Source organism: Microbacterium flavum, assembly GCF_018717645.1.
In the GTDB taxonomy this organism is placed as follows: domain Bacteria; phylum Actinomycetota; class Actinomycetes; order Actinomycetales; family Microbacteriaceae; genus Microbacterium; species Microbacterium flavum.
Map to the genome: position 1 here is coordinate 43,786 of NZ_JAFLHG010000002.1, position 25,431 is coordinate 69,216.

Consider the following 25,431-nt stretch of genomic DNA (forward strand, 5'->3'; position numbering starts at 1 on the left):
GTCAGCCCTCGATGCCGCCCTCGAACTGCTCCAGTTCGATCGCGAGCCGCCTGCGCATCTCGATCTCATCCGCGTGGCTGCGCTCGTCGGCTTCGTCGTCCGCCTGGTCGGGACGCTCGTCGGCGTCTTCGCCGCGGGGGTGCACGTCGCTCATGGGTTCGTCCGTCCGGTGGGGTGGTGGTGGATGTCGCGCTCAGCCGCTCTTGCGGCGGAACTCGCGCTTGGTGACGGCGCCGTGCGTGCCGTGCACCTGCGAGTCGCCGTCCAGATGCGCCTCGCCCTCGCGGTGCTGCGCGTTCTTCTTGTCGAGCGCCTCCTTGAACTTGCGCTTCATCTCGTCCGATGCGGTCGTGTCGTCGGTGCTCATCCCTCCACCATACGCACGGGTCCCTCCCCGTGCACGGCCTTCGCATCCGCCGGGGGAGGCGTACGCGCAGGGAGGGCGGCTGATAGGCTGGTGCAGGTTGTCGTGGATTCTCCGCGACATCTGGAGCAGGCCGGCAGGAAGCTGGTCCCCTGTGGTGGTCTCCCAGTACTCGATCTCGCCGTCGAGCACTGGTGGACCTCCACTGGTGGCCAGCGCTGGCGAGGACGCGGCATCTTCCGCGCGCTGAGATCTGCCTGTTCCTGCTCCTTCGCATGATCTCGCCCGCGAAACGCGCGAGCGAGTCTAAACAAAGAAGGAGAGACCTCTTGGAAGGTCCTGAAATCACCGCCGCGGAAGCCGTTCTCGACAACGGCCGCTTCGGCACCCGCACCATCCGCTTCGAGACGGGCCGCCTCGCCCAGCAGGCGCAGGGCGCCGTCGCCGCCTACCTCGACGAAGAGACGATGCTTCTGTCGGCCACCAGCGCCGGCAAGCACCCCCGCGAGGGCTTCGACTTCTTCCCGCTGACCGTCGACGTCGAAGAGCGTTCGTACGCGGCAGGCAAGATCCCCGGTTCGTTCTTCCGCCGCGAGGGCCGGCCCTCCACCGAGGCGATCCTCGTCTGCCGTCTGATCGACCGCCCGCTGCGTCCGTCGTTCGTCGACGGCCTGCGCAACGAGGTCCAGATCGTCATCACCGTGCTGTCCATCGCGCCGGGTGAGTTCTACGACGCCCTCGCGATCAACGCGGCCTCCCTGTCGACGCAGATCTCCGGTCTGCCGTTCTCGGGCCCCATTGCCGGCGTGCGCCTCGCGCTCATCCCCGGCCACGGCGAGCACGCCGACCAGTGGGTCGCGTTCCCGACCGTCACCCAGCTCGAAGAGGCCGTCTTCGACCTCATCGTCGCGGGCCGCGTGCTCGATGACGGCGACGTCGCGATCATGATGGTCGAGGCCGAGGCCACCGAGCACAGCTGGAACCTCATCAAGGGCGGCGCCACCAAGCCGTCCGAGGAGGTCGTGGCGCAGGGCCTCGAGGCATCCAAGCCCTTCATCAAGGAGCTCGTCGCGGCGCAGAACGTCGTGGCGAACACCGCGGCCAAGGAGATCCAGCCGTACCCGGTCTTCCCGGCGTACACCCAGGAGGTCTACGACTTCGTCGCCGGCCGTGCCTACGACCGCCTCGTTCCGGTCTACCAGATCGCCGACAAGGTCGAGCGTCAGAACGCCGACGACGCCATCAAGGATGACGTCAAGGCGCAGCTGATCGCCGCCGTCGAGGCGGGGGAGCTCCCCGCCGGCGCGCCGCTGGAGTTCTCGGGCGCGTACAAGTCGGTCACGAAGACGATCGTGCGCGGTCGCATCCTCACCGAGGGCGTCCGCATCGACGGACGCGGCCTGGCGGACATCCGTCCGCTGGATGCCGAGGTCCAGGTCATCCCGCGCGTGCACGGCTCCGCGATCTTCCAGCGCGGCGAGACCCAGATCCTGGGTGTCACCACGCTGAACATGCTCAAGATGGAGCAGCAGATCGACTCGCTGTCGCCCGTCACGCACAAGCGCTACATGCACCACTACAACTTCCCCCCGTACTCGACCGGTGAGACCGGTCGAGTCGGTTCGCCGAAGCGTCGCGAGATCGGGCACGGCTTCCTCGCCGAGCGCGCGCTCGTGCCGGTGCTGCCGAGCCGCGAGGAGTTCCCGTACGCGATCCGTCAGGTGTCCGAGGCTCTCGGCTCCAACGGCTCGACGTCCATGGGCTCCGTCTGCGCCTCGACCCTGTCGCTGCTGAACGCGGGTGTGCCGCTGCGCGCCCCCGTCGCCGGCATCGCGATGGGCCTCGTCTCCGACCAGGTCGACGGCCAGACCCGCTACGCCGCGCTGACCGACATCCTCGGCGCCGAAGACGCCCTGGGCGACATGGACTTCAAGGTCGCGGGTACGAGCGAGTTCGTCACGGCGATCCAGCTCGACACGAAGCTCGACGGCATCCCGTCGTCGGTGCTGACTGCTGCGCTCACGCAGGCCAAGGATGCCCGCATGACGATCCTGAACGTCCTGAACGCCGCGATCGACGCGCCCGACGAGATGGCGCCCACCGCGCCCCGCGTCATCAGCGTGCAGATCCCGGTCGACAAGATCGGTGAGCTGATCGGCCCCAAGGGCAAGACGATCAACTCGATCCAGGACGAGACCGGCGCGCAGATCTCCATCGAGGAGGACGGCACCGTCTACATCGGCGCGGTCGATGGTCCCTCGGCGGAGGCCGCTCGCGCGCAGGTCAACGCGATCGCGAACCCGACCAACCCCGAGGTGGGCGAGCAGTTCCTCGGAACCGTCGTCAAGCTCGCGGCGTTCGGCGCGTTCGTCTCGCTCCTGCCCGGCAAGGACGGCCTGCTGCACATCAGCGAGGTCCGCAAGCTCGCCGGCGGCAAGCGCGTGGAGAACGTCGAAGACGTCCTCGGCGTCGGTCAGAAGATCCTCGTGAAGATCACGAAGATCGACGACCGCGGCAAGCTCTCGCTCGAGCCCGTGCTCGAGGAGGCCGCGGACCAGGAGGGTTCGGCCGCCGCGAGCGAAGGCCCCGGCGACGCCCCCGCCGAGGGCTGATCCGCCCCGGCGCACAGACAACGGATGCCCGCTTCCTCCCGACTCGGAGGGGCGGGCATCCGTTCTTCTCCCGCTGCCGCGCCGCCGTTCCCCCGCTCGCGGGATCGCGGTGTCCCCCGAACGGGGGACAGGAAACAGTGCGGGAGCGGTCCCGAGACCAAAGCGTTATCCAAAGTTTACCTGGGCATCCCCTCAATACGCGGGCGTGTCGGTGGCCTGGCCTAGCCTCGGTACTACGCATCGGGGGATGCAGCGGACGTGTCACCCGGGTGTCGGAACCATGAGGGGTGTGGAGTGGGTTTCTTCGGAGCAGGGTCATCACCCGCCTCGCCGCGCGCCGACGCCACCACGGGGGAGGGGAACGTCGTGACAATGCTGTCCGGGCACCCTTCCGCTCCCATCCCGGTCCAGGGGGCACCGCTCGGTGCCGCTCTGCGGGTCCCGCTCGGCGAGTCCGGTGCGCGGGTCTTCCCGCTCATCCTCGGCGGTGCCGAGTTCGGCTGGCACGTCGACATGTCGGCCGCGCATGCGATCCTCGACGCCTACCGTGAGCGCGGCGGCAACGCCGTCAAGACCAGTGACGCGGATGCCGCGGGTCGCAGCGAATACATCATCGGCCAGTGGATGGCGCGTCGCTGCGTGCGCGACAGCACAGTGCTCTGCGTGCGCGTCGGGACGAACCCGGACCACCCCGGGCTCGGGTCGGTCAACCTGATCCGCTCCGTCGAGGCATCTCTCACCCGCCTGGGGACGGACCGGATCGACGTGCTGTACCTCGACACCACGCTGGACACGCAGACGGCGCTGGAGGACACGCTCGCCACGGCCGAGTGGCTCATCGAGGCGGGCAAGGTCCGCGCCCTCGGCTCCGTCGGCCACACGGCCGCACAGCTCGTCGAGGCGCGCATCCTGGCATCCGCGGGCTACCCGCGCCTGACGGCGCTCAGCGTGCCCTACAACGTGCTGCGACAGAGCTCGTACGACGGCGACCTCCGCCTCGTCGCCGGTGCGCAGGGCATCGCTGTGACACCCTCGCAGCCGCTCGAGCACGGGTACCTGTCGGGGATGCACCGTTCCCGCTCTCAGATCGCCGCCTCGGTCCGAGGTTCCCAGCTCGCCGCGGCGATGAACCGTCGCGGACAACGCGTCCTCCGCGCACTGGACCGGATCGGCGCGGAGCTGTCGATCCCGACGTCCGCCGTCGCGATCGCCTGGCTCCTCGCCCAGCGCACGGTCGTCGCGCCCGTCGTGAACGCCTTCGCCGTGCAGCACGTCGTCGAGCTCGTGCAGGGCGTGGGCACCAAGCTCAGTCGCGCCCACCTCGCCGAGATCGCGAAGGCCGCGCAGTAGCCGCGGCCCACCCCCACCAGAGATCGTGCCCGCGCGCAATCCCCTGATCGGTGTCGGTGCGCTGACCTAGGCTGGAAGCATCCGCCCCCCGATGTCGAGACGAGCTGACGTGACGCACTACCTGTACCTCGTGCGTCATGGCGAGCACCTGGATGCGGAGCACGGGCTCGAGGACGGTCCGCTCTCCCCGCGCGGCAGGCGGCAGGCGGAGTTCCTCGCCGACCGCCTCTCCGGCGTTCCACTGAACGCGGTCTGGCATTCACCGCTCGAGCGCGCCGCGGAGACCGCGCGGGCCGTCGCCGGGCGCCTCCCCTCGGTGGTGCCCGAGCCCTCGGCCCTCCTCTTCGACTGCATCCCGAGCGGACCCGAACCCGGGATGCCGGCCGCCTACGACGGCTTCTTCGGATCGATCACCGAGGCCGACATCGACGCGGGCAGTGCGCAGATGGCCGACGCCGTGTCGGAGTTCCTCGTCCGCAAGCCCGGTTCCCACGAGCTGCTGATCACCCACAACTTCGTCATCGCGTGGTTCGTCCGCGAGGTGCTCGACGCGCCGGACTGGCGGTGGATGACGATCAATCAGGCGCACTGCGGGCTGACGGTGCTCGCGCAGCGCCCTGGCCGCCCGTGGACCCTGGCATCCCACAACGACCTCGCGCACCTGCCGATGGAGCTGCGGACGGGCCTGCCGGAGGCGCTCCCGGTCTGAGCCGCCCGGACGTAGGGCGGCGTGCGCCGGGGCCGCGGCGTCACGGCGTCGGCGGCGGCGCGGAATCCAATACTCCGGAGACGGAAGCCGGGGGCCGCAGCCGCGGAGGTCGGGGGTCAGAGGAGCTTGCCGTACCAGCGGGTCGCGTTGGGGTTGTCGTTGTACGGGGCGATCGCGGTGTAGCCGCTCCGCGCGTACAGCCCTCCCGCGGCTTCAAGGCTGTGGTGGGTGTCGAGAACGAGCTCGGCGGCGCCGAGAGCCCGCGCCCGGTCCTCCAGCTCCGCGAGCACGAGGCGTCCCCAGCCGCGGCCGCGCGTGGAGGGGGCCACATAGAGATGCTTCAGTTCGTAGCGGGTTCCGGCCGGGCCGTCCTCGATGCGGCGGATGCCGCCGCATCCCGCATCGACGCCGTCGTCGTCGACCAGGATCAAGAACACGCCCGCAGGCGGGGTGAACACCGCCGCATCGGGGAACACCGGGCGGTACGTCTGCCCTTTCGGGAAGCTCTCTCCGCGCATCGCGAAGTACTCGGTGAGAAGCGCCTGCGCGCGGGGGTCGGCGACGTCGACGGGTTCCAGGGCGACCATCCCTCGAGCGTACTGTCCGTGCGGACGGGCGGCCGCCGGATCGTGGCACGGCGCGGGTCGGGTCGCTGCGGCCGCATCGCGCCTAGGCTGGTCCCATGACGACGAGAGTGGCCCTCGTGGGCGGCACCGGCAAACTCGGTGGGATCATCCACGCCGTGATCGACGCGGAGCCCGGCTTCGAGGTCGTCGCCGTCCTCGGCTCGCGGAGCGAGTTGCGGGAGCTCGACGGTGCCGACCTCGTCGTGGACGCCTCTACTCCGGGTGTCTCGGTCGACGTCGTCCGCGCCGCGATCGAGCGGGGCATCAACGTCCTCGTCGGCACGTCGGGCTGGTCGAACGAGCGGATCGCGCTCGTCCGCCCGCTCGTCGACGCGGCCGGAACCGGGGCCGTCTTCATCCCGAACTTCTCCCTCGGTTCGGTGATCGCGACGGCGATCGCGGCCGCCGCTGCCCCGCACTTCCCGTCGATCGAGATCATCGAGGCCCACCGTGAGACCAAGGTCGACTCGCCGAGCGGAACGGCCGTGCGCACCGCGGAGCTGATGGCCGCCGCCCGCGCCGCCTCCGGGCCGGTCGAGGCGCCGCACATCGACCAGCGCGCCCGCGGGCAGCAGGTCGCGAGCATCCCCATCCATTCGCTGCGCCGGCCGGGAGTCATCGCGCGGCAGGAGACGATCCTGTCAGGCCCGGGCGAGTCCATCACGATCGCGCACGACACGATCGACCCCGTCCAGGCGTACGCCCCCGGCATCCGCGTCGCGCTCGCGGCGGCCCGCGATGCGCGCGGCGTGACGATCGGGCTGGACAACCTCATCGACCTGGGCCTCGGCGCACGGCGGACGCCGGATGCGGCGGACGCTCCGCTCGACGAGGGCGGAGTGCCCGGCCAGGTGGCGCGTGTGACCGGCGCATGAGCGCGCGCATCGGCGTCGCCGTGATGGCGGCGCTGCTGGCGCTGTACATCCTGCTCGTCGCGCAGCGTGCGTGGCTGCTGCTCACCTCCGGACAGGTGGTCGGCGTCGCGATGGGTGTCGCGCTCGTCGTTCTGCCCCTCATCGCCGCATGGGCGCTGTGGCGCGAGATCGCCTTCGGCGTCGGCGCGCAGCGTCTCTCCCGCCGGATGGAGGCCGACGGCGCGCTTCCTGCAGAGGAGCTCGACGTGCGCGCGAGCGGGCGGCCCGACCGCGCCCAGGCGGATGCGCTGTTCCCCCGCTACCGCGAGGACGTGCAGGCGCATCCCGACGACTGGCGCGCGTGGTTCCGGCTCGGCCTCGCCTACGACGGCGCGGGGGACCGCCGTCGTGCGCGCGAGGCGATGCGCACTGCGATCCGTCTGGAGAAGTCCGCCCGCGCGTGAGCGCGCCGTGAGGGACGGCCCGGGTCGGACTCGGGTCAGGCGGCGGGGACCGCGGAGGCCACGGCATCCTCGACCGTCGGGTGCACGAACGTGAAGCCGGACGCCTCGAGGCGCTCCGGAACGACGTCGGAATCGCTCGTGAGCAGCGCCTCGGTGGCATCCTTCCCGAGCACGAGGCGGAGCCCCCAGGCGGGGGCCCGCACGAGGAACGGCCGGTTCATCCGGCGGGCGAGCGCGAACCCGAGGTCGTTCGCCGTGGCGCGCGTCGGCCCGCAGAGGTTCACCGGCCCCTCGAGGTCGCCGTCGATGACGTGGCGGATGGCGCGCACCTCATCCTCGAGCGAGATCCACGGCCACACCTGCGTGCCGCGACCGATCGGGCCCGACACTCCCAGACGGGTGAGGAGCATGAGGGGCTTCAGGACGCCCTCGGCGTGGACGACCGGGGCGGTGCGCAGCAGCGCGACGCGCGCGTGTGGTCCGGCGGCGCGCGCCGCCGTCTCCCATTCGCCGCAGAGATCTGCGAGGAACGTGTCGCCGCGGCGGGATTCCTCGGTGAGGCGCTGCCCCGGTGCCGACGGGTAGTAGCCGACGGCGGAGGCGGAGACGAACGCCGGCGCGTCGTCCCCGAGGGTGCGCACCGCCGCGGCCAGCGCCTGGGTCGGCGCGATCCGCGACCAGACGAGCTCGTGCTTGTAGCGCTTCGTCCACGGAAAGCGACCGATGCTCGCGCCGCCCAGCCCCACGACCGCTCGGGCTCCGGCGAGGACGTCCGGGTCCAGCCGGGACCGCTGCGGGTCCCAGCTGACCTCGTCGGGCGCAGATGCCTCCCGCCGCACGAGGCGGGTGACGGGGACCCCGTCCGCCCGGAGCGCGTCGACGAGGGCTCCTCCGATCAAGCCGGAAGAGCCCGCGACGACGACGCGCCCGGGATACGCGGGAGAAGGGTCAGGCAAGCGTCGCCTCGAGCGTGATCTCGATTCCCGCCAGCGCCGCGGACACGGGGCATCCCGCCTTCGCCTCATCGGCGATGCGGGCGAAGTCCTCGGCGGAGATGCCCGGGACGACCGCCTGGACGTTCAGGTGGGAGCCGGTGATGCCGGTCCCCGGGATGAACGTCACCGACGCGGTGGTCTCGACGCTCTCGGGCGGCGTGCCATTGCCCGCCAGCGCGTGGGAGAGCGCCATCGAGAAGCACGAGGAGTGCGCCGCGGCGATCAGCTCCTCCGGCGTCGTGACGGACGTCGAGCCCTCGCTGCGCGCCTTCCAGTTGACGGCGAACGGGCCCTGGTTCGAGCTCTCCAGTGCGACCTCGCCGGAGCCGTCGGCGAGGCTCCCCTTCCAGCTCGTGCTCGCTTCGCTGGTCACGCTCATGAGTGTCTCCTCCGGATCTCGCGCGGTCGGCGATCGGTACCGACCGCATCTGCGACGAGCCTAGACGCCGCCACGAGCGCGGGGGAGGGGCTGGCGGCGCGCGGCCGGACGTGTCAGGCGGTGGCCGCCCGGCCGACGATGCCGATCCGCTGGAGGAGAAGGTACAGCTGGCACCCCAGGCACAGCCCGAACACCGCATTGAGGAAGGCCGCGACGAACGCCAGGGCTGCGGCGATGGGCAGAGCCCAGGGCACGCCGGCGAGGTGGAGAACGAGCCCGATCGTCGTCACGAGGAGCCCCACGCCCTGGGCGAAGCGCGGCGGGCGGGGATCCTCGAGGGCGGTCGGCGCGCCCAGGCGCGGCTGCACGAGGCGGCGGAACAGCACGCCCCAGGGCGCGGTGCGCGGAGAGAGGACGCCCCACAGGAACAGCAGAGCGCTCACGAGGAGGAGTGCGAAGCCGAGGTCGGCGGCGCGCTGACCGACGGACAGTGCGGGGAGCAGCCACGTTCCGCCGCCCGGCGCCGACATCTCCGCGTCCAGCGGCTGATACGCGAACCACCCGTAGCCGCGGGCTGTCGCGTTGCCGACCAGCGCGAAGAGGGTGGTGATGAGCAGCAGCAGTGCCGTGATGGATGCCGCGAAGCGCGGTCCTCGAGGATCGATGCCCGTTGGTCGCCCGAGGTCAGACACGGGCGTCCGCCGCGGTGACTCGGGCGAGCTCGAGCTCGATGGCGTGCCGGCTGGGAGTGCCGCCGAACCGCGTCTGGATGACCCCGTCGCGGTCGAGGATCAGCGTGGTCGGCGTCTGGAGGACGCGGAAATGCTTCGCGATGTCGGGGCGATGGGTGAGGTCGATGTCGAGGTGACGCACACCGGGGCGCTCCCCGGCGATGGCGCCGAGTGTGCGATGGACGCCGGGGCAGCGGCCGCACATCTCGGTGCTGAACTGCAGCAGCGTCGCCTGCGCGCCGAGACTCTCAGCCCCGAGACGCGCGGGGTCGACGACCTCGGCGGGGTTCAACCGGCGGGGGCGCTTCTGCTGCCACTGCAGGAAGCCGCCGAGACCGATCGTCACCGCGAGGAGGGCGGTGAGCACGAGGATCGCGTCGAGCAGGGTCACAACCCAGGATCCTAGTGCGCGCGGGAGCAGACGGGGCCCGGAGGGATCCGCCGGACCGTGCGACCGCAACACGGCGAAACAGCGTGCGCCGGTCCCGTGGGCGCCCGGCGCCGGTAGTCTGGCAGCGTGAGCGCGGCATCCATTCCCACCCCGTACGAAGACCTCCTCCGCGAGGTGCTCCGAGACGGGGTGCACAAGGACGATCGCACCGGGACGGGCACGACGAGCGTCTTCGGGCGCCAGATCCGATTCGACCTCGCGCAGGGCTTCCCGCTCATCACGACGAAGCGCGTGCACCTCAAGTCGATCGTCTACGAGCTGCTGTGGTTCCTGCGCGGCGAGTCGAACGTGGCGTGGCTGCAGCAGAACGGAGTGACGATCTGGGACGAGTGGGCCGACGACCAGGGCGAGCTCGGTCCCGTCTACGGCGTGCAGTGGCGCTCGTGGCCCACCCCGTCGGGCGGGCAGGTCGACCAGATCTCCGAGGTGATCGAGCAGATCCGCGTCAATCCCGACTCCCGCCGCCTCATCGTCTCGGCGTGGAACCCCGCCGACATCCCCGACATGGCGCTGGCTCCGTGCCACGCCCTGTTCCAGTTCTACGTCGCAGACGGCAAGCTCTCGTGCCAGCTGTACCAGCGCTCCGCGGACATGTTCCTCGGCGTCCCGTTCAACATCGCCTCGTATGCGCTGCTCACGATGATGATCGCCCAGCAGACCGGGCTCGAGCCGGGTGACTTCGTCTGGACGGGCGGAGACTGCCACGTCTACGACAACCACGTCGAGCAGGTCCGCGAGCAGCTCTCCCGCGATCCCTATCCGTCTCCGACGCTTCGGTTCGCGCGGAAGCCCGACTCGGTCTTCGACTACACGTTCGAGGACATCGTGGTCGAGGACTACGAGCACCACCCCGCCATCCGCGCCGCGGTCGCGGTCTGACCGTGCGCCTCGGACTCGTCTGGGCGGAGGCTCGGGGCGGCGTCATCGGCCGGGACGGCGGGATGCCGTGGCACGTCCCCGAGGATCTCGCGCACTTCCGCGCGCTCACGACGGGGCATCCGGTCATCATGGGGCGACGGACGTGGGAATCGTTCCCGCCCCGATTCCGGCCCCTGCCCGGGCGGCGCAACATCGTCGTGACGCGGTCGGACGCCTGGGCCGAGGCCGGAGCGGAGCGCGCCGGATCGCTGGAGGACGCGCTCGCGCTCGTCGCGGACGCCGAGTCCGCGTGGGTGATCGGCGGGGCCGGACTCTTCGCCGAGGCGCTGCCCCGCGCCGGCATCCTCGAGGTCACCGAGCTCGACCTCGAGATCCGCGACGGGGACACCTTCGCCCCCGCGCGGGCGGGCTGGGCAGTGGCGGCCGTCGATCCTGCCGACGGGTGGAGCGTCTCGCGCACCGGCATCCCTTACCGCTTCCTCACGCTGATCCGGTCCTGAACAGGAGCCGTGCCGCCTCTCCCCGACGTGCGTAGGCTGGCAGCGTGGCGAAGACGGCATTGATCACCGGAGCGAGCTCGGGCCTCGGCGCGGAGTTCGCGCGCCAGCTCGCCGCTCGGGGTGCGGCGCTCGTGCTCGTCGCCCGCGATCGGGGAGCACTCGATGGGCTGGCGGGCGACCTGAAGGCGCAGTACGGGGTCGCGGTCGAGGTGCTGGCGGCGGATCTGGTCTCGCAGGACGGGCTCGACGCGGTCGCCGCGCGGGTGGGTGACCCGGAGCGGCCGGTCGAGGTGCTCGTGAACAACGCGGGGTTCGGGCTCGGCCTCGACTTCGCTGCGAACGACATCGCCGACGAGGAGCGGCACCTCGACCTCCACGTCCGCGCCACGATGCGGCTCACGCACGCCGCCCTGGGGGCGATGCTCGAGCGCGGGCACGGCAGGGTCATCAACGTGGCATCCGTCGCCGCGTTCATGCCGCGGGGAACATACGGCGCCGTCAAGGCGTGGGTGGTCTCGTTCAGCCGCTGGGCGAACGCGACGTACGCTCCGCGCGGGGTCACCGTCACCGCGGTGTGCCCGGGCTTCACCCACACGAACTTCCACGAGCGGATGGGCCTCGCGCCGGGTCGCGAGGGGGTCCCGCCCTTCATGTGGCTGGATGCCGCGGACGTCGTGCGCGCCGGCCTGCGCGACGCGGCGGCGGGCCGCCCGGTCTCCCTCCCGTCTCTTCGCTACAAGGTCCTGGTGGGGGCGGTCCGGCTGCTTCCGGCATCGCTCGCCGCCCGCCTCGCCGCGACCGGCCGCTGAGCTCTGCGCCCGTCCCCGGGACTCCGCGCGCGGGTCGTGGTCGGGAGGGTTTCGGCATTCGGGAGGGCTCCGGGGTGGCACGCGACCTCCCGACTGCCGATTTCCTCCCGAGTGGAGGTCCACAGCAGGCTCCCGCCCCCGACCCGATAGCCTGGACGCATGACGCAATCGGGCAATCCCTTCGGCCAGGTCCTCGTCGCGCTGGTCACTCCGATGACGGCCGACGGAGAGGTCGACTGGCCCGCCGTCGAGAAGCACATGGACGACGTGATCAGCGCCGGGGCCGACGGCATCGTCGTCACCGGCACGACGGGCGAGACCTCCACCCTCACCGACCCCGAAAAGCTCCGCCTCGTCGAGACCGGCAAGGATGTCGCCGCGGGTCGCGCGAAGATCATCACCGGCGGCGGGTCGAACGAGACGGCTCACGCGATCGAGCTGTACCGCGCGAGCGAGAAGGCCGGCGCCGACGGCATCATGATCGTGACGCCGTACTACAACAAGCCCACACAGGCCGGCATCCTGACCCACTTCCGGCTGGTCGCCGACGCGACCGACCTGCCCGTGATCCTCTACGACATCCCGGGCCGCACCGGCGTGCCGATCAGGTACGAGACGATCCTGCGGCTCGCGAAGCACCCCAACATCCTCGCGATCAAGGATGCCAAGGGCGACTTCTCCGAGGTCAGCCGCGTGCTGAACCAGACCGACCTGATGTACTTCTCCGGTGACGACGCGAACGCGCTGCCGCACATGGCGATCGGCGCGACCGGCCTCATCGGCGTCACGGCCAACGTCGCCGCAGCCCCCTATCGCGTGATGGTGGATGCCGTGAACCGCGGCGACCTCGCGGCCGCGACCGCCGCTCACAAGAGCCTCGAACCGCTCGTGCGCGCGGTGATGACGCATGTTCCCGGCACCGTGAGCGCGAAGTACATCCTGCACGGCCTCGGCCGCATCTCGAGCCCGCGCGTCCGCCTCCCGCTCGTCGGCCCCGAAGAGTGGGAGGCCGCCCTCATCGAGGATGAGCTCGCACTCGTCAGCGGCGTCGAGGGCGCAGATTTCTCGAACTTCCGACCCGACCGCAACGCCGCCGCCGGCGGCGCCCTTCCGAAGGTGCATGGCACGACACGATGAGCACGAACGTCTACGACCCGCCCACGCTCGCCAAGGGCACCCTCCGCGTCATCCCGCTCGGCGGTCTCGGAGAGATCGGCCGCAACATGACCGTCTTCGAGTACGAGGGCAAGCTCCTCATCGTCGACTGCGGCGTCCTGTTCCCCGAGGAGCACCAGCCCGGTGTGGACCTCATCCTCCCCGACTTCGAGCCGATCAAGAACCGCCTCGACGACGTCGTCGGAGTCGTGCTCACCCACGGCCACGAAGACCACATCGGCGCGGTGCCGTACCTGCTGCGCCTCAAGAACGACATCCCGCTCATCGGCTCGAAGCTGACCCTCGCCCTGGTCGAGGCGAAGCTCAAGGAGCACCGCATCAAGGCCTACACGCTGACGGTGGCCGAGGGGCAGGAGGAGCAGGTCGGGCCCTTCGACCTCGAGTTCGTCGCGGTGAACCACTCCATCCCCGACGCGCTCGCCGTCGCCATCCACACGGATGCCGGGACGGTGCTCGCCACGGGCGACTTCAAGATGGATCAGCTTCCGCTGGACGGCCGCCTCACCGACCTGCGGGCCTTCGCCAGCCTGGGCGAGGACGGCGTCGATCTCTTCCTCGTCGACTCGACCAACGCCGATGTGCCCGGGTTCACACCCCTCGAGCGCGACATCGGTCCGGTCCTCGATCAGGTGATCGCCAAGGCGCCGCGGCGCGTGATCGTCGCGAGCTTCTCGAGCCACGTCCACCGCGTGCAGCAGGTGATCGACGCGGCCGCGGCGAACGGACGTCGGCTCGCCTTCCTCGGCCGCTCGATGGTGCGCAACATGACCATCGCCGAGGACCTCGGCTACCTCAAGGTGCCGGACGGCGTGCTCATCGACTACAAGAAGGCCCAGGACCTGCCCGACGACAAGATCGTCTACATGTCCACGGGGTCGCAGGGCGAGCCGATGGCGGTGCTCAGCCGCATGGCGAACCTCGACCACGCGATCGAGCCGGGCCCGGGCGACACCGTCATCCTCGCCTCGAGCCTCATCCCCGGCAACGAGAACGCGGTCTACCGCGTCATCGACGGCCTGACCAAGCTCGGTGCCAACGTCGTCCACAAGGGCAACGCGAAGGTCCACGTCTCCGGTCACGCGGCGGCGGGGGAGCTGCTGTACTGCTACAACATCCTGCAGCCGCGCAACGTCATGCCGGTGCACGGCGAGTACCGTCACCTCATCGCGAATGCGAAGCTCGCGCAGGACACCGGCATCCCGGCAGAGAACACGATCATCGCCGAGAACGGCACGGTCGTCGACCTCAAGGACGGCGTCGCGAAGGTCGTCGGCCAGCTCGACCTCGGCTTCGTCTACGTCGACGGGTCGACGGTCGGCGAGATCACCGACGCCGACCTGAAGGACCGTCGGATCCTCGGTGAGGAGGGGTTCATCTCGGTCATCGTCGTGGTCGACTCCTCGACGGGGCGCATCATCACCGGTCCCGAGATCCACGCGCGCGGCTTCGCGGAGTCGGACAACGTGTTCGACGAGGTCAAGCCCAAGATCGCCGCCGCGCTGGCCGAAGCCGCCGGCAACGGGGTCCGTGACGCGCACGCGCTGTCGCAGGTCGTCCGACGCACGATCGGCCGCTGGGTGAACCAGCGCCTGCGGCGCCGTCCGATGATCGTGCCGTTGGTCATCGAGGCGTAGGTCGCTCCCGGCTGTGATCGCGCCGTAACAACTGGTCGCTAGCATCGGGGCATGCCCGCCTCCTTCCGCACCCGGCCTGCCACGCAGGCCGACGGCGGCTTCCTGGCCGACATGGTGGTGGAGGCCGCGAACTGGCGCCCCGACGGCGCGCGTCCCAAGCACCAGGTGATGACCCATCCCGACCACAACCGCTACGTCGCGGGGTGGATGCGGCCGGGGGATGCCGGGTTCGTCGCGATCGATGCGCACGACCAGCCCGTCGGCGCCGCCTGGTACCGCATGCTCCCGCGCACCGAGCCGGGCTTCGGCTACGTCGGGACGGGTGTCCCCGAGCTGATCATCGGCGTGCGGCCGATCTGGCGGGCGCACGGCGTGGGGCGGACGCTCCTTCGGCAGCTCTGCGAGCACGCCCGCGGACAGGGCTTCGCGCGCCTCAGCCTGTCGGTCGAGCGCGGCAACTTCGCTCAGCAGCTGTACCGCAGCGAGGGCTTCGCCATCACGGCGCCCGGCCACGGCCGCGACACGATGGTCAAGCGTCTGCGCTGACTCCGCGCCGCGGCGCGGCGACGCGTTCACGGCTCGATCGGGTTCCAGACGTAGCCGTCCGCCGTCCGCACGCAGCGCTCGGCGCCCGTCGGCCCCGCGCGGGTGTCACCCTCGTCGACCCATGTGCACGCATCCGCGCTGACGGTCGGCGTAGGGCCCGGGGGGCTCTCCTCCGGAACGGCGGGGAGCTGGAGCACTCCCCACACGAGGAGCGCGATCGCGACGGCCGAGACCGCCGCGATCCAGACCGAGATCCCGCGGCGCCCGGTGGATCCGCCGCTGCCGGTGAGAGGCGTCCCACCGGGGGCATCGGTGCCCGCAGCGGTACCCGCGCCCGCGGGGGTGGGGTCGGGTTCGCCCGGGGCGTCGGCGTCGGCGCCGGCCTCGGCGTCGTGGGCGCCCTCGCCGGAGAGGTGGTCGAACACTTCGATCGGATCGCCGTCACGGTCGAGAGGGTGCGGATCGCGCACGGCGCCCCGGAGCAGCTCCGCTGCGGCGGCGACATCTGCCGGCCGGTCGCCTCGATCGGGCGCGGTCATCGATGCCACCGTGCGGGCCAGAGCGTCGTCGGCGGGGGCGACGGCGGGCGCGTCCTCGCCGCCGGCGAGGAGGACGCGTGCAAGGCATCCGAGCGCGTAGAGGTCATGATCCGGCCGCACGAGGCCGAGACCCTGCACGACCTCGGGCGGGACGTACCCGGGCGTGCCGACGACGAAGCCGGCATGGGTGAGGCGGGGATCGTCCGGCCCCGCGGCGATGCCGAAGTCGACGAGTGCGACATCGAGCGGGCCGCTCCCGGTCGCGCGCAGCAGCACGTTGGCGGGGGTGACGTCGCGATGGACGATCCCCGCCGCGTGGACGGCGCCGAGGGCGGACAGCAGCTGATCGAGGATCGTCACGACCGTGCCCTCGCCGAGCGCGCCGTAGTCCGCCACGAGCCCGGCGAGCGAACCGCCCGAGACCAACTCGCACGCGATGGCGATCGAGCCGTCGTCCGCGCCCCACGCCGAGGGGGCGACGACGTGCGGATGGTCGATGCGGATGGCCTGCTCGCGGGCGAACCTCAGCAGCTGCGCGCCGTCGCGCTGCCGCAGCACCTTGAGTGCGCAGACGCGGTCATCGCGCATGTCCCGCGCGCGCCACACGGTGCTGGACCCGCCGATGGCGATCGGGGCCATCAGCTCCCATCTGCCGCAGATCACCTCGCCCACGGTGGGTGTCAGGCGCCTCTCGCGTCGTCGAGGACCGCGGCAACCTCGACCGCGCCGAGTCCGCGTGCGTGGTCGGCGAGATCGGCGAGCTGTGCGGGCGTCGCGTGTCGGGAGAGCCAGGCCACTGACGCCAGCCGTGCGCTCCCGGCGGTGGACTGCGTGGTCAGCACGGGCACGGAGGTGGATGCCTCGGCCAGCACGGCGCCGATGGCGTCCGCGTCGCCTGAGCGGACACCGGGGTCGGCGAGGTGCTCCTCGAGCAGCGTCACGCGGGCGAGGACGGCGGGGTTCGTGATCTTCGTGCGCTGACCCGAGGCGAGCTGGCTGACCATCGGGGCGCTCAGTCCGATGACGGACGCAAGCCGGTGCTGGGGGAGACGGTAGGCCTCGCGGATCGACGCGAAACGCTCCTGCCAGGTCGCGCCGTAGAGGTCGCGCTGCGCGGAGCTGCCGAGGGCGTCCTCACGGGCTGAGCTCATCGATGCCCTTCCTTTGCAATTGCGAATGCGTGTGTTAGTTTGCTTCTGCAACTCTCAGCAGACTACTGGGCGGAGGCCCCGTGATGGCACATCGAATGGGCTCGTGGGCGACGATCGCTCTGGCCGCTGTACTGCTCACCGGCGGCGCCGTCGCCCCGGCCGCCGTCGCAGCCCCCTCCGCCGCCGGGTCACCGGCCGAGGTGGTGCCGACGATGATCGTGCTCGACGCGTCGGGGTCGATGCTCGAGTCCGACGCGCCGGGCCCGCGCATCGACGCCGCCAAGGACGCCGCGACCGCACTCGTGAACGGCTTCCCCGCCGGCGCGCATGTCGGCCTCATGGTCTACGGGACGGGCACCGGGAGCGCCGACTCCGAGAAGGACGCCGGATGCCAGGACGTGCGCACGCTCGTCCCGGTCGGTGAGGTGGACGCCGCGGCGATGACCGCGCAGATCGCCGGCATCCAGGCATCCGGATACACACCCATCGGGCGAGCGCTGAGCGACGCCGCCGCCGCGCTGCCGGGCGGAGCGGGCGCGATCGTGCTCGTGAGCGACGGGATCGACACGTGCGCGCCCCCCGACCCGTGCGAGGTCGCCCGCGGGCTCGCCTCGTCGGGGGTCGAGCTCACCGTGCACACCGTCGGGTTCCGCGTGGACGACGCTGCGCGGGCGCAGCTGGCCTGCATCGCGGATGCGACCGGCGGCACCTATGCCGACGCCCAGGACGACGGACAGCTCGCCGAGGCGCTGCGCGTCAAAGTCGACTACGCGCTGACGGGATACGAGACGCGGGGGACCCCGATCGCCGGGAGCCTCACCGCGGACGGGAACCCGCCCGCGATCGGACCGGGGCAGTGGCTGGACGAGTTCCGTGCCGAGGACCTCTCGGCGGTCGCCACGGGCGGCGAGGAGAGCTTCCTCCACTACCGCCTCGAGGTGCCCGAAGGCTACCGTCCGCACGTCACGGCCTCTCTGATACCGACCGCCGCCTCGGCGCCCGTTCCCGACCTGTACTCCGGCGTCTCGGTTTCGCTGACCGGCGCCGCGGGCGCGGACTGCGGGATGACGCGCGACGCCGTCGGCGCCGCGGAGGAGACGGCCTTCCCTCCGACCGCCGCTCTCACGAGCGAGTGCGACGGGCCCTTGATCCTCGCGGTGCGGCGTGATGGCACGGCGCTCACCGACCGGGATCTTCCGGTGGAGATCCTCGTCCGCCTGGAGCCTCCCGTCGACGCTGCCGGTCTCCCTTCCCCCGGAGCGCGTCCCGGGCCGGCGGCTCCCGTGCCCGACGCTGCGACAGCGACCCCGCTCGCGGGCGGCGGATCGTTCAACACCGCGGCCGACATCTTCCCCGGCCAGACCTACCGGTCGCAGATCGGCACGAGCGAGGTGAAGTTCTTCAAGGTCCGGTTGGACTGGGGTCAGCAGCTCAGCTACACCGTGACCCAGGATCGTCGCCTCGACGGTGGTGACCGGATGAACGTCATCGGACCCCAGGTGCGCTCTCCTCTGCGGGCGGCACTACCCATGGCCGAGGGCAGCTCGCAGAACCTGGTGTGGATGACGGAGTCGGACCCCTCGTTCCGCACGCTCTCCCGCTCGACCCCCGAGCCGGTGCGGTTCGGATCGACCGATTACGCGCTCCCCGGCGAGTACTACATCGTCCTGGCCGACCGCAGCGGCGCCCGGGAGTTCGTCCTCGATTCGTTCCTCATCGAGGTCACCGTCAGCGGCGGGCCCGAAAGCGGTCCGCGCCCTCTGATCGACACGCCGAGTCCGGCATCCTCTCCGCAGGCGACGACGGAGCCGGACGCCTCGCACGTCGGCGGCTCCGGCGCGGTCGGGCCGGTCGCGCTCGTGGTCGGAGGCGGGATCCTCCTCGTCGGGGCGGCGATCGTCGGCGCCGTGCTGCTGCGCCGGCGTCGGAGCCTCTGATCGGGCCGGCGCCCGCGTCAATCCGGGGAAATGTCCCCGACACCGCCTACCGTGGAGGGATGCCGAGGAGCACCAGCACGCCCACGACCCCGCGCGGGACGAAGTCGAACTCCTCCGCGCGCGCCCGGAAGCCGGAGCCGGCACCGAAGCGCTATGTCGACGAGATCGACAGGCCTCCCGTGGCGGTGCGGATGTGGCTCGGCCTGGCGCATGCGACGGGCGGCATGTTCCGGGCGTTCGGCCCGGAGGTCCTGGAGAAGGATCAGCGCCGCGACGGGTTCCCGTTCCTCCTCGTTCTCCTCGCGGTGATCGGCGCGGTCGTCGAATGGTTCCTCATCGGCACCGACGTCGGAACGGCGATCAGCGCGTACAGCGTCGGCGCACTCGTGGGACGGGTCGCGTTCATCATGCCGGTCCTCCTGCTCCTCCTCGCCGGCTGGCTCTTCCGGCACCCGCCCTCGGTGCACGACAACGGGCGCATCGGCATCGGCTTCGGTCTGTTCGTCCTCGCGATCGCGGGCTTCTGCCACGTCGCCGGCCACCGGCCGCAGCCGAGCGGCGGACTTCCCGCGCTGAGCGGCGCGGGCGGACTCTTCGGATGGATGATCGGCGAGCCGCTGTCCTACCTCACCGAGGTCGTCGCGTTCCTCGTCCTCGGCGTCTTCGCCGTCCTCAGCATCCTGATCCTGACCAAGACGCCGCCCGGGCGTATCGGTCGTCGCCTCGGCGACCTGTACGCGTGGATGTTCGGCGTCGAGCGCGCTGAGCCGGCGGCGGATGCGACCGCGACCGGGCCGACGGTGGCTTTCGGCGCCGCTGACGGCGATGCGGATGCGAAGGATGCCGGGACGCCCTGGTGGCGGCGCAACAAGACCGGGCGCGAGGAGGATGCCGACGGCCATCTCGGCTCGGACGACCTGACCGCCCTGCTCAGCACGTCGGGCGACGGCGGCTTCGATCAGGCGATCGCCACCCCGGTGTCCCCGCCCGTACCGCCGCTGCCCCCGCTCTCCGAGGCCGCGACCGAGATCATCGACCCGCAGGTGATCGCGCACGCCCGCGAGGCCGCGCGCGGTGCCGACACCTCGCTGCGCGAGGACAGCGGTGAGATCGTCCTCGACGACGGCGTCCTGCCCGGCATCTCGGGCCTCGGCGACGATCACGACGGACGTCCGCCCGCGCCGCCCTATCGCCTGCCCGCGGTGACGGCGCTCGCGGCGGGGACCCCGCCGAAGGCGCGGTCGGAGGCGAACGACCGCGTCGTGGCGGCGATCACGAGCGTCTTCGAGCAGTTCTCGGTGGATGCCCGGGTCACCGGCTTCTCCCGCGGCCCGACCGTCACCCAGTACGAGATCGGTCTCGGCCACGGCGTGAAGGTCGAGCGCATCACCGCGCTCACCAACAACATCGCGTACGCGGTCGCGTCGAACGAGGTCCGCATCCTCGCCCCGATCCCCGGCAAGAGCGCGATCGGCGTCGAGATCCCCAACACCGACCGCGAGATCGTGACCCTCGGCGACGTGCTGCGCTCGCAGGCCGCGACGAGCCAGACCCACCCCATGACGATCGGCGTCGGCAAGGACGTGGGCGGCGGCTACGTCGTCGCGAACCTCGCCAAGATGCCCCACCTGCTCGTCGCGGGATCAACGGGATCGGGCAAGTCGAGCTTCGTCAACTCGATGATCACGAGCGTGCTCATGCGCTCGAAGCCTTCCGAGGTGCGGATGGTGCTCATCGACCCGAAGCGCGTCGAGCTCACCTCGTACGCCGGCGTGCCGCACCTGATCACCCCCATCATCACGAACCCGAAGAAGGCCGCAGAGGCGCTGCAGTGGGTCGTGAAGGAGATGGACATGCGCTACGACGACCTCGCGTCGTTCGGGTTCCGCCACATCGACGACTTCAACAAGGCCGTCGTCGCGGGTGAGATCCAGCTGCCGGCCGGCAGCGAGCGCGTTCTCAAGCCCTATCCGTACCTCCTCGTCGTCGTCGACGAGCTCGCCGACCTCATGATGGTGGCCCCGCGCGACGTCGAGGACTCGATCGTGCGCATCACCCAGCTCGCGCGCGCCAGCGGCATCCACCTGGTGCTCGCCACGCAGCGCCCGTCGGTCGATGTGGTCACGGGGCTCATCAAGGCCAACGTGCCGTCGCGGCTCGCGTTCGCCGTCACGAGCGTCACGGACTCGCGCGTCATCCTCGATCAGCCCGGCGCCGACCGCCTGATCGGGCAGGGCGACGCACTGTTCCTGCCGATGGGCGCCTCGAAAGCCCTGCGCGTGCAGGGTGCCTGGGTGGCCGAGAGCGAGATCGAGAAAGTCGTCCACCACGTCAAGAATCAGGCCCGGCCCGAGTATCGCTCCGACGTCGCAGCCGTCGCGGAGAAGAAGGAGATCGACGCCGACATCGGCGACGACCTCGAGCTCCTGCTGGCCGCGGCGGAGCAGATCATCTCCACCCAGTTCGGCTCCACGTCGATGCTGCAGCGCAAGCTCCGCGTGGGATTCGCGAAGGCGGGGCGCCTCATGGACCTGCTCGAGTCGCGCGAGATCGTCGGCCCGTCCGAGGGCTCGAAGGCCCGCGATGTGCTGGTGACCCCGGAGCAGCTCCCCGAGGTCCTCGCACGGCTGCGGGGGGACGAACCCCCCGCAGACCGGTCCCCGGGCTTGTCGAAGGGCCCGGACGCCGTCGACGCGCAGTTCGACGGGTACGAGGTCGTGGACGGCGACGACGCGTCCGAGGATGCCTGGGGGCTCACCGGGCGGGACTGAGGTTCCGCGCCGCCCCGGCCAGTAGGCTCGGCTCGTGGCGATCCCGAGGCAGCTTCCGAACGCGATCACGATCGTGCGCATCCTGTGCGCGCCGATCTTCCTGTGGATGCTCCTCGCTGACGGGGGTGGTGACGGACCCCTCCGCTGGTGGGCGGCGGTCCTGTTCATCGTCGCGATCGCCACGGACGGCATCGACGGGTACCTGGCACGGCGCTACGAGATCGTCACCGACCTCGGCAAGCTGCTCGACCCGATCGCCGACAAGGCGCTCACGGGATGCGCGTTCGTCGGGCTCTCGATCCTCGGCGAGCTGCCGTGGTGGGTCACCGTCCTCGTGCTGATGCGCGAGGTCGGCATCACCGTGCATCGCCTCGTCGTCGCGTCGAACCATGTCGTCGCGGCGGCCTGGATGGGCAAGCTGAAGACGGTTGCGCAGGCGATCGCCCTGTCGCTCGCCCTCCTGCCGCTGTGGACCCTCGTGGGGGAGTGGATCCACGTGGTGAACACCATCACGATGTGGATCGCCGTCATCCTCACGGTCGCGAGCGGGATCGATTACATCATCACGGAGATCCGCGGGTCCCGCGCCGCCCGTGGCACAGGCGCGCGCACCGCGGCGCCGCGCGGCCGGGGCGACGCATGAGCGGATGGACCGACCTCCCCGACGATCTCGAGCGCACCCAGGTCTCGGAGGGACGCCTCAGCGAGTCCGCGCGCCTCGTCGCCCGGCTGGGGGAGCTCGGATGGACCCTGGGCGTCGCCGAGTCGCTCACCGGCGGGCTCGTCGTCTCCGCCATCGTGGACGTCCCCGGGTCCTCGCACGTGCTGCGTGGCGGGATCGTCGCGTACGCGACCGACCTGAAGGCCGCGCTGCTCGGGGTGGATGACACCCTCCTCGCGGCGCACGGCCCGGTCCACCCGCGCGTCGCGCGCCAGATGGCGGAAGGGGTCCGTCGGACGGTGGCAGGCTCCGGAGAGCCCGCCGACGTGGGCATCGCGACGACCGGCATCGCTGGCCCGGTCTCTCCCGACGGTCAGCCGGTCGGGACGGTCCACCTCGCCGTCTCCACCCCGCTCGGCTCGCGCGTCGAGTCCCTCCAGCTCGACGGCGACCGATCCGGCATCCGCGCCGAGGCCGCTGCGCGAGCGATCCGGCTGACCCTCGAGGCCCTCTGATCGGCCGGGAGAAATGCCCCGGGAATAGCCGGTGTGACAACCCTGTTACGTCTCAGTGATTCCCGGCCATTCTCCAGCGGCGGGGGGTTAGTGTGACCGCAAAGGTCCTGTACTGTTGTCCACCCGGGACGCGGTTCGATGATCAGAGGAGGGGGCCCGACATGATCCTTGTTCGCCAAGAGATCGGCGAAGTCCTGCGCGACTTCCGCCTGCAGAAGGGGCGCACCCTCCGCCAGGTCGCCGGGCGCGCGAGCGTCGCCCTCGGTTACCTCAGCGAGGTCGAGCGCGGTCAGAAGGAGGCGTCGAGCGAGATCCTCGCCTCGGTGGCCGAAGCGCTGGACGTGCCCATCTCCACGATCATGCGCGAGGTCGGCGACCGCATCTCGGTGCTCGAGGGCCTGCAAGTCTTCCCCGACGTCGTTCCCGACGACCTCGTCGCGCTCGATCGCGACATCGAATCGCAGCTCTCGCTGCGCTGACGTGCGGCGCAGCGAGTTCCAGCGCGCCGTGGACGCCGAGTTCGGCGTGCGCGCGCCGTTCGTCATCGGCGATCTGATCCTCGGCGGCGTGGGGTGCCGGTCCGCGCGGCAGGCGCTCGACGAGGGTGTGGCGCCGCGCGACGTGTGGCTCGCACTCTGTGCGGAGATGGATGTCCCCGAATCCCGACGCCACGGCGTCGGCCGGATGGACCCCCCGCGCCGCTGACGCCACGGCGTGTCGTCGTATTTTTGTTCGATGCCTGCATAGGCTCCTCCACAAGAGGTGTCGCCGAGAGGTTGTCCACCACCGCGCAGGATCCGCCGACCGATGTCGGAGGCCCTTCGTAGCGTGGACCTCGTCACCACGACACCTCCGCCTTGTCGCAGATCCCACTCCATCCGGGGAGGGGCGCGACAGCCTACAGGCGACGGACACGCGAACGAAGGAGCACGTCATGCCATCACCCGCCGACCGCGAGAAGGCCCTCGAATCGGCCCTCGCCCAGATCGACCGGCAGTTCGGAAAGGGCTCGGTGATGCGCCTCGGCAGCGACGAGCGTGCTCCCGTGGCCGTCATCCCCACCGGCTCCATCGCCCTCGACGTCGCGCTCGGCGTCGGTGGTCTCCCGCGTGGCCGCATCGTCGAGATCTACGGCCCGGAGTCCTCGGGTAAGACGACGCTCACCCTGCACGCGATCGCGAACGTCCAGCGCGCGGGCGGCATCGCCGCGTTCGTGGACGCCGAGCATGCGCTCGACCCCGACTACGCGCAGAAGCTCGGTGTCGACATCGACCAGCTCCTCGTCTCCCAGCCCGACACCGGAGAGCAGGCCCTCGAGATCGCGGACATGCTCGTGCGCTCGGGCGCGATCGACCTCGTGGTGATCGACTCGGTCGCCGCGCTCGTGCCCAAGGCCGAGATCGAGGGCGAGATGGGGGATTCCCACGTCGGTCTCCAGGCGCGTCTCATGTCGCAGGCGCTGCGCAAGCTGACCGGTGGGCTGAGTCAGACCGGCACGACGATGATCTTCATCAACCAGCTGCGCGAGAAGATCGGCGTCTTCTTCGGTTCACCCGAGACCACCGCCGGTGGCAAGGCACTGAAGTTCTACGCCTCGGTGCGCCTCGACATCCGCCGCATCGAGACACTGAAGGACGGGACCGAGGCCGTCGGCAACCGCACGCGCGTCAAGGTCGTGAAGAACAAGATGGCACCGCCGTTCAAGCAGGCCGAGTTCGACATCCTGTACGGCGTCGGGATCTCCCGGGAGGGATCGCTCATCGACTACGGCGTGGATCAGGCGATCGTCAAGAAGTCCGGTGCCTGGTACACCTACGACGGCGAGCAGCTGGGCCAGGGCAAGGAGAACGCCCGCAACTTCCTGCTCAAGAACCCCGACATCGCCGCCGACATCGAGCAGAAGATCCTGACGAAGCTCGGCATCGGGCAGCCCAAGGAGACCGACGTCGCCGCGCCGGTCGCCGATCTCGCCGAGCGCCGCCCGGCCTGATGGTCGAGGACGGCGCGCTCGCGCCCGTGATCCCGCTGTTCGGTCGGCCGGCATCCGCCGCGCCGGCCGGCGGCGAGGACCGCAGAACCGACGCGGCTCCCGAGGTGTGGCACCGGACATGGACCGAGCCCGCGGCCGGACGGACGGGTCGTGTCGACGACGTCGAGTCGTCGACCGAGGCATCCGGTCCCACAGCGGCGGACGACCGGGGAGAGATCGCCGCGGCCGGCGAGGCCGCGCTGCTGCGCAAACTCCGCACGCGCTCCCTCTCCGTCCGAGAGGCGCGCACCATCCTCGTCGAGCGTGACGTCGACGAGGCGTCGACGGAGGCCGTGATCGAGCGTTTCCTCGGTCACGGATACCTCGACGACGAGAAGCTCGCCGAGCAGCTCGTCCACACGGCGGTCGAGCGCAAGGGGCAGGGCCGGATGGCCGTGTCGCGGGCGCTCTCGGACCGCGGCATCGCGCGCGCGGTCATCGACGCGGCCCTCGCCGCGCTGCCCGACGACGAGCGGGAGCGAGCAGTCGAGTTCGCCCGGGCGAAGGTGCGCAGCATGCGGGGGCTCGACCGCGATGTCGCGCTGCGACGGCTTTCCGGCCAGCTCGCCCGGCGCGGATACGGGTCGTACGCCTTGGACGCCGCGCGGACCGCATGGGACGAGTTCGAGCGGCCGGGGCGCAGCTCCGTCCGGTTCGAGCCCTGAGCGGACGGGACGTCCGGGGGCGGGGATCCACCCCAGCGGATCCATCGATCCTCTGACAGACTCGGCACCAGGATGCCGTCGGCT

At 71.0% G+C, this 25,431-nt stretch carries 28 protein-coding genes; 19 read left to right on the forward strand and 9 right to left on the reverse strand.

Annotation, left to right across the window (positions count from 1 at the left end):
* Window position 1: 1 nt before the first annotated feature.
* Window positions 2-154 (reverse strand): hypothetical protein, encoded by a 153-nt coding sequence (locus tag J0P97_RS02220; protein WP_215486153.1) that lies wholly within the window; start codon window positions 152-154, stop codon window positions 2-4.
* A gap of 39 nt (window positions 155-193) precedes the next feature.
* Entirely contained in the window at window positions 194-367 is a 174-nt protein-coding gene (locus tag J0P97_RS02225; RefSeq protein WP_215486154.1) for a DUF5302 domain-containing protein, read from the reverse strand.
* A gap of 326 nt (window positions 368-693) precedes the next feature.
* Between J0P97_RS02225 and J0P97_RS02230 the strand changes: the two genes are divergently transcribed.
* The 3 genes from J0P97_RS02230 (at window position 694) to J0P97_RS02240 (ending at window position 5,035) form a co-directional block, all read left to right on the forward strand.
* On the forward strand, window positions 694-2,976 hold the full coding sequence (locus J0P97_RS02230) for a polyribonucleotide nucleotidyltransferase (RefSeq protein ID WP_215486155.1): 2,283 nt from the start codon (window positions 694-696) through the stop codon (window positions 2,974-2,976).
* 294 nt (window positions 2,977-3,270) lie between these two features.
* Window positions 3,271-4,326: an aldo/keto reductase gene (locus J0P97_RS02235; protein WP_282837091.1), complete on the forward strand. Its 1,056-nt coding sequence runs from the start codon at window positions 3,271-3,273 to the stop codon at window positions 4,324-4,326.
* A gap of 109 nt (window positions 4,327-4,435) precedes the next feature.
* Window positions 4,436-5,035 (forward strand): histidine phosphatase family protein, encoded by a 600-nt coding sequence (locus J0P97_RS02240; RefSeq protein WP_215486156.1) that lies wholly within the window; start codon window positions 4,436-4,438, stop codon window positions 5,033-5,035.
* A 116-nt stretch (window positions 5,036-5,151) separates the two neighbouring features.
* Here the strand turns inward: J0P97_RS02240 and J0P97_RS02245 are convergent, their stop codons facing one another.
* On the reverse strand, window positions 5,152-5,622 hold the full coding sequence (locus J0P97_RS02245; RefSeq protein ID WP_215486157.1) for a GNAT family N-acetyltransferase: 471 nt from the start codon (window positions 5,620-5,622) through the stop codon (window positions 5,152-5,154).
* 95 nt (window positions 5,623-5,717) lie between these two features.
* On the opposite strand from J0P97_RS02245, the gene dapB reads away from it, so the two are divergent.
* Together dapB and J0P97_RS02255 are read left to right on the forward strand one after the other, a co-directional pair.
* Complete coding sequence (gene dapB / locus J0P97_RS02250; protein WP_215486158.1) at window positions 5,718-6,536, forward strand: 4-hydroxy-tetrahydrodipicolinate reductase; 819 nt, start codon at window positions 5,718-5,720, stop codon at window positions 6,534-6,536.
* Window positions 6,533-6,979, forward strand: a complete 447-nt coding sequence (locus J0P97_RS02255) for a tetratricopeptide repeat protein (RefSeq protein WP_215486159.1) — start codon at window positions 6,533-6,535, stop codon at window positions 6,977-6,979. The genes dapB and J0P97_RS02255 overlap by 4 nt, the downstream gene beginning before the upstream one ends.
* Before the next feature lie 35 nt (window positions 6,980-7,014).
* Here J0P97_RS02255 and J0P97_RS02260 read toward each other — a convergent pair whose 3' ends face one another.
* The 4 genes from J0P97_RS02260 to J0P97_RS02275 form a co-directional block, all read right to left on the reverse strand.
* Window positions 7,015-7,935, reverse strand: coding sequence for a TIGR01777 family oxidoreductase (locus J0P97_RS02260; RefSeq protein ID WP_246539608.1), 921 nt, complete (start codon window positions 7,933-7,935; stop codon window positions 7,015-7,017).
* The gene (locus J0P97_RS02265; RefSeq protein WP_215486161.1) at window positions 7,928-8,353 is read right to left on the reverse strand and encodes an OsmC family peroxiredoxin; all 426 of its coding nucleotides are present in this window, start codon (window positions 8,351-8,353) and stop codon (window positions 7,928-7,930) included. The genes J0P97_RS02260 and J0P97_RS02265 overlap by 8 nt, the downstream gene beginning before the upstream one ends.
* Before the next feature lie 113 nt (window positions 8,354-8,466).
* Complete coding sequence (locus J0P97_RS02270; protein ID WP_215486162.1) at window positions 8,467-9,045, reverse strand: DUF4395 domain-containing protein; 579 nt, start codon at window positions 9,043-9,045, stop codon at window positions 8,467-8,469.
* Window positions 9,038-9,475 carry a TlpA family protein disulfide reductase gene (locus J0P97_RS02275; RefSeq protein WP_215486163.1) on the reverse strand — a complete coding sequence of 146 codons (438 nt, stop codon included), beginning with the start codon at window positions 9,473-9,475 and terminating at the stop codon, window positions 9,038-9,040. The genes J0P97_RS02270 and J0P97_RS02275 overlap by 8 nt, the downstream gene beginning before the upstream one ends.
* A 126-nt stretch (window positions 9,476-9,601) precedes the next feature.
* Between J0P97_RS02275 and J0P97_RS02280 the strand changes: the two genes are divergently transcribed.
* The 6 genes from J0P97_RS02280 to J0P97_RS02305 all read left to right on the forward strand — a co-directional run bounded on the left by J0P97_RS02280 (window position 9,602) and on the right by J0P97_RS02305 (window position 15,079).
* Window positions 9,602-10,414: a thymidylate synthase gene (locus J0P97_RS02280; RefSeq protein WP_282837097.1), complete on the forward strand. Its 813-nt coding sequence runs from the start codon at window positions 9,602-9,604 to the stop codon at window positions 10,412-10,414.
* Window positions 10,411-10,914: a dihydrofolate reductase gene (locus J0P97_RS02285; protein ID WP_215486422.1), complete on the forward strand. Its 504-nt coding sequence runs from the start codon at window positions 10,411-10,413 to the stop codon at window positions 10,912-10,914. Before J0P97_RS02280 ends, J0P97_RS02285 begins: the two co-directional genes overlap by 4 nt.
* Before the next feature lie 44 nt (window positions 10,915-10,958).
* The gene (locus J0P97_RS02290) at window positions 10,959-11,723 is read left to right on the forward strand and encodes an SDR family NAD(P)-dependent oxidoreductase (RefSeq protein ID WP_215486164.1); all 765 of its coding nucleotides are present in this window, start codon (window positions 10,959-10,961) and stop codon (window positions 11,721-11,723) included.
* Window positions 11,724-11,882: 159 nt separating this feature from the next.
* Window positions 11,883-12,860, forward strand: a complete 978-nt coding sequence (gene dapA / locus J0P97_RS02295) for a 4-hydroxy-tetrahydrodipicolinate synthase (protein ID WP_215486165.1) — start codon at window positions 11,883-11,885, stop codon at window positions 12,858-12,860.
* Window positions 12,857-14,533, forward strand: a complete 1,677-nt coding sequence (locus J0P97_RS02300) for a ribonuclease J (protein WP_215486166.1) — start codon at window positions 12,857-12,859, stop codon at window positions 14,531-14,533. The genes dapA and J0P97_RS02300 overlap by 4 nt, the downstream gene beginning before the upstream one ends.
* A gap of 51 nt (window positions 14,534-14,584) precedes the next feature.
* Complete coding sequence (locus J0P97_RS02305; RefSeq protein WP_215486167.1) at window positions 14,585-15,079, forward strand: GNAT family N-acetyltransferase; 495 nt, start codon at window positions 14,585-14,587, stop codon at window positions 15,077-15,079.
* A gap of 26 nt (window positions 15,080-15,105) precedes the next feature.
* On the opposite strand, the gene J0P97_RS02310 is transcribed toward J0P97_RS02305, so the two are convergent.
* The gene (locus J0P97_RS02310) at window positions 15,106-16,257 is read right to left on the reverse strand and encodes a serine/threonine-protein kinase (protein WP_215486168.1); all 1,152 of its coding nucleotides are present in this window, start codon (window positions 16,255-16,257) and stop codon (window positions 15,106-15,108) included.
* Between the two features lie 41 nt (window positions 16,258-16,298).
* Window positions 16,299-16,769 carry a DNA-binding protein gene (locus tag J0P97_RS02315; protein ID WP_215486169.1) on the reverse strand — a complete coding sequence of 157 codons (471 nt, stop codon included), beginning with the start codon at window positions 16,767-16,769 and terminating at the stop codon, window positions 16,299-16,301.
* Between the two features lie 83 nt (window positions 16,770-16,852).
* On the opposite strand from J0P97_RS02315, the gene J0P97_RS02320 reads away from it, so the two are divergent.
* From J0P97_RS02320 to J0P97_RS02355, 8 genes are all read left to right on the forward strand, one after another.
* Window positions 16,853-18,706 carry a vWA domain-containing protein gene (locus tag J0P97_RS02320; RefSeq protein WP_215486170.1) on the forward strand — a complete coding sequence of 618 codons (1,854 nt, stop codon included), beginning with the start codon at window positions 16,853-16,855 and terminating at the stop codon, window positions 18,704-18,706.
* Between the two features lie 59 nt (window positions 18,707-18,765).
* Window positions 18,766-21,477: an FtsK/SpoIIIE family DNA translocase gene (locus J0P97_RS02325; protein ID WP_215486171.1), complete on the forward strand. Its 2,712-nt coding sequence runs from the start codon at window positions 18,766-18,768 to the stop codon at window positions 21,475-21,477.
* Between the two features lie 34 nt (window positions 21,478-21,511).
* Entirely contained in the window at window positions 21,512-22,120 is a 609-nt protein-coding gene (pgsA, locus tag J0P97_RS02330) for a CDP-diacylglycerol--glycerol-3-phosphate 3-phosphatidyltransferase (protein WP_215486172.1), read from the forward strand.
* Window positions 22,117-22,653 (forward strand): CinA family protein, encoded by a 537-nt coding sequence (locus tag J0P97_RS02335; RefSeq protein WP_215486173.1) that lies wholly within the window; start codon window positions 22,117-22,119, stop codon window positions 22,651-22,653. The genes pgsA and J0P97_RS02335 overlap by 4 nt, the downstream gene beginning before the upstream one ends.
* Window positions 22,654-22,814: 161 nt before the next feature.
* Window positions 22,815-23,132, forward strand: coding sequence for a helix-turn-helix domain-containing protein (locus J0P97_RS02340; RefSeq protein ID WP_215486174.1), 318 nt, complete (start codon window positions 22,815-22,817; stop codon window positions 23,130-23,132).
* Window position 23,133: 1 nt separating this feature from the next.
* On the forward strand, window positions 23,134-23,358 hold the full coding sequence (locus J0P97_RS02345; protein ID WP_215486175.1) for a DUF3046 domain-containing protein: 225 nt from the start codon (window positions 23,134-23,136) through the stop codon (window positions 23,356-23,358).
* Between the two features lie 229 nt (window positions 23,359-23,587).
* Window positions 23,588-24,643 carry a recombinase RecA gene (gene recA, locus J0P97_RS02350; RefSeq protein ID WP_215486176.1) on the forward strand — a complete coding sequence of 352 codons (1,056 nt, stop codon included), beginning with the start codon at window positions 23,588-23,590 and terminating at the stop codon, window positions 24,641-24,643.
* Window positions 24,643-25,347 (forward strand): regulatory protein RecX, encoded by a 705-nt coding sequence (locus J0P97_RS02355; protein WP_215486177.1) that lies wholly within the window; start codon window positions 24,643-24,645, stop codon window positions 25,345-25,347. The genes recA and J0P97_RS02355 overlap by 1 nt, the downstream gene beginning before the upstream one ends.
* Window positions 25,348-25,431 lie beyond the last annotated feature (84 nt).

Coding starts and splice junctions, on each gene's coding strand:
- J0P97_RS02325 (WP_215486171.1), top strand. CDS start 18,766: ATGCCGAGGAGCACCAGCACGCCCACGACCCCGCGCGGGACGAAGTCG.
- dapA (WP_215486165.1), top strand. CDS start 11,883: ATGACGCAATCGGGCAATCCCTTCGGCCAGGTCCTCGTCGCGCTGGTC.
- J0P97_RS02320 (WP_215486170.1), top strand. CDS start 16,853: ATGGCACATCGAATGGGCTCGTGGGCGACGATCGCTCTGGCCGCTGTA.
- J0P97_RS02310 (WP_215486168.1), bottom strand. CDS start 16,257: ATGGCCCCGATCGCCATCGGCGGGTCCAGCACCGTGTGGCGCGCGCGG.
- J0P97_RS02335 (WP_215486173.1), top strand. CDS start 22,117: ATGAGCGGATGGACCGACCTCCCCGACGATCTCGAGCGCACCCAGGTC.
- J0P97_RS02245 (WP_215486157.1), bottom strand. CDS start 5,622: ATGGTCGCCCTGGAACCCGTCGACGTCGCCGACCCCCGCGCGCAGGCG.
- J0P97_RS02220 (WP_215486153.1), bottom strand. CDS start 154: ATGAGCGACGTGCACCCCCGCGGCGAAGACGCCGACGAGCGTCCCGAC.
- J0P97_RS02300 (WP_215486166.1), top strand. CDS start 12,857: ATGAGCACGAACGTCTACGACCCGCCCACGCTCGCCAAGGGCACCCTC.
- J0P97_RS02265 (WP_215486161.1), bottom strand. CDS start 8,353: ATGAGCGTGACCAGCGAAGCGAGCACGAGCTGGAAGGGGAGCCTCGCC.
- J0P97_RS02305 (WP_215486167.1), top strand. CDS start 14,585: ATGCCCGCCTCCTTCCGCACCCGGCCTGCCACGCAGGCCGACGGCGGC.
- recA (WP_215486176.1), top strand. CDS start 23,588: ATGCCATCACCCGCCGACCGCGAGAAGGCCCTCGAATCGGCCCTCGCC.
- J0P97_RS02340 (WP_215486174.1), top strand. CDS start 22,815: ATGATCCTTGTTCGCCAAGAGATCGGCGAAGTCCTGCGCGACTTCCGC.
- J0P97_RS02355 (WP_215486177.1), top strand. CDS start 24,643: ATGGTCGAGGACGGCGCGCTCGCGCCCGTGATCCCGCTGTTCGGTCGG.
- J0P97_RS02315 (WP_215486169.1), bottom strand. CDS start 16,769: ATGAGCTCAGCCCGTGAGGACGCCCTCGGCAGCTCCGCGCAGCGCGAC.
- J0P97_RS02225 (WP_215486154.1), bottom strand. CDS start 367: ATGAGCACCGACGACACGACCGCATCGGACGAGATGAAGCGCAAGTTC.
- dapB (WP_215486158.1), top strand. CDS start 5,718: ATGACGACGAGAGTGGCCCTCGTGGGCGGCACCGGCAAACTCGGTGGG.
- J0P97_RS02255 (WP_215486159.1), top strand. CDS start 6,533: ATGAGCGCGCGCATCGGCGTCGCCGTGATGGCGGCGCTGCTGGCGCTG.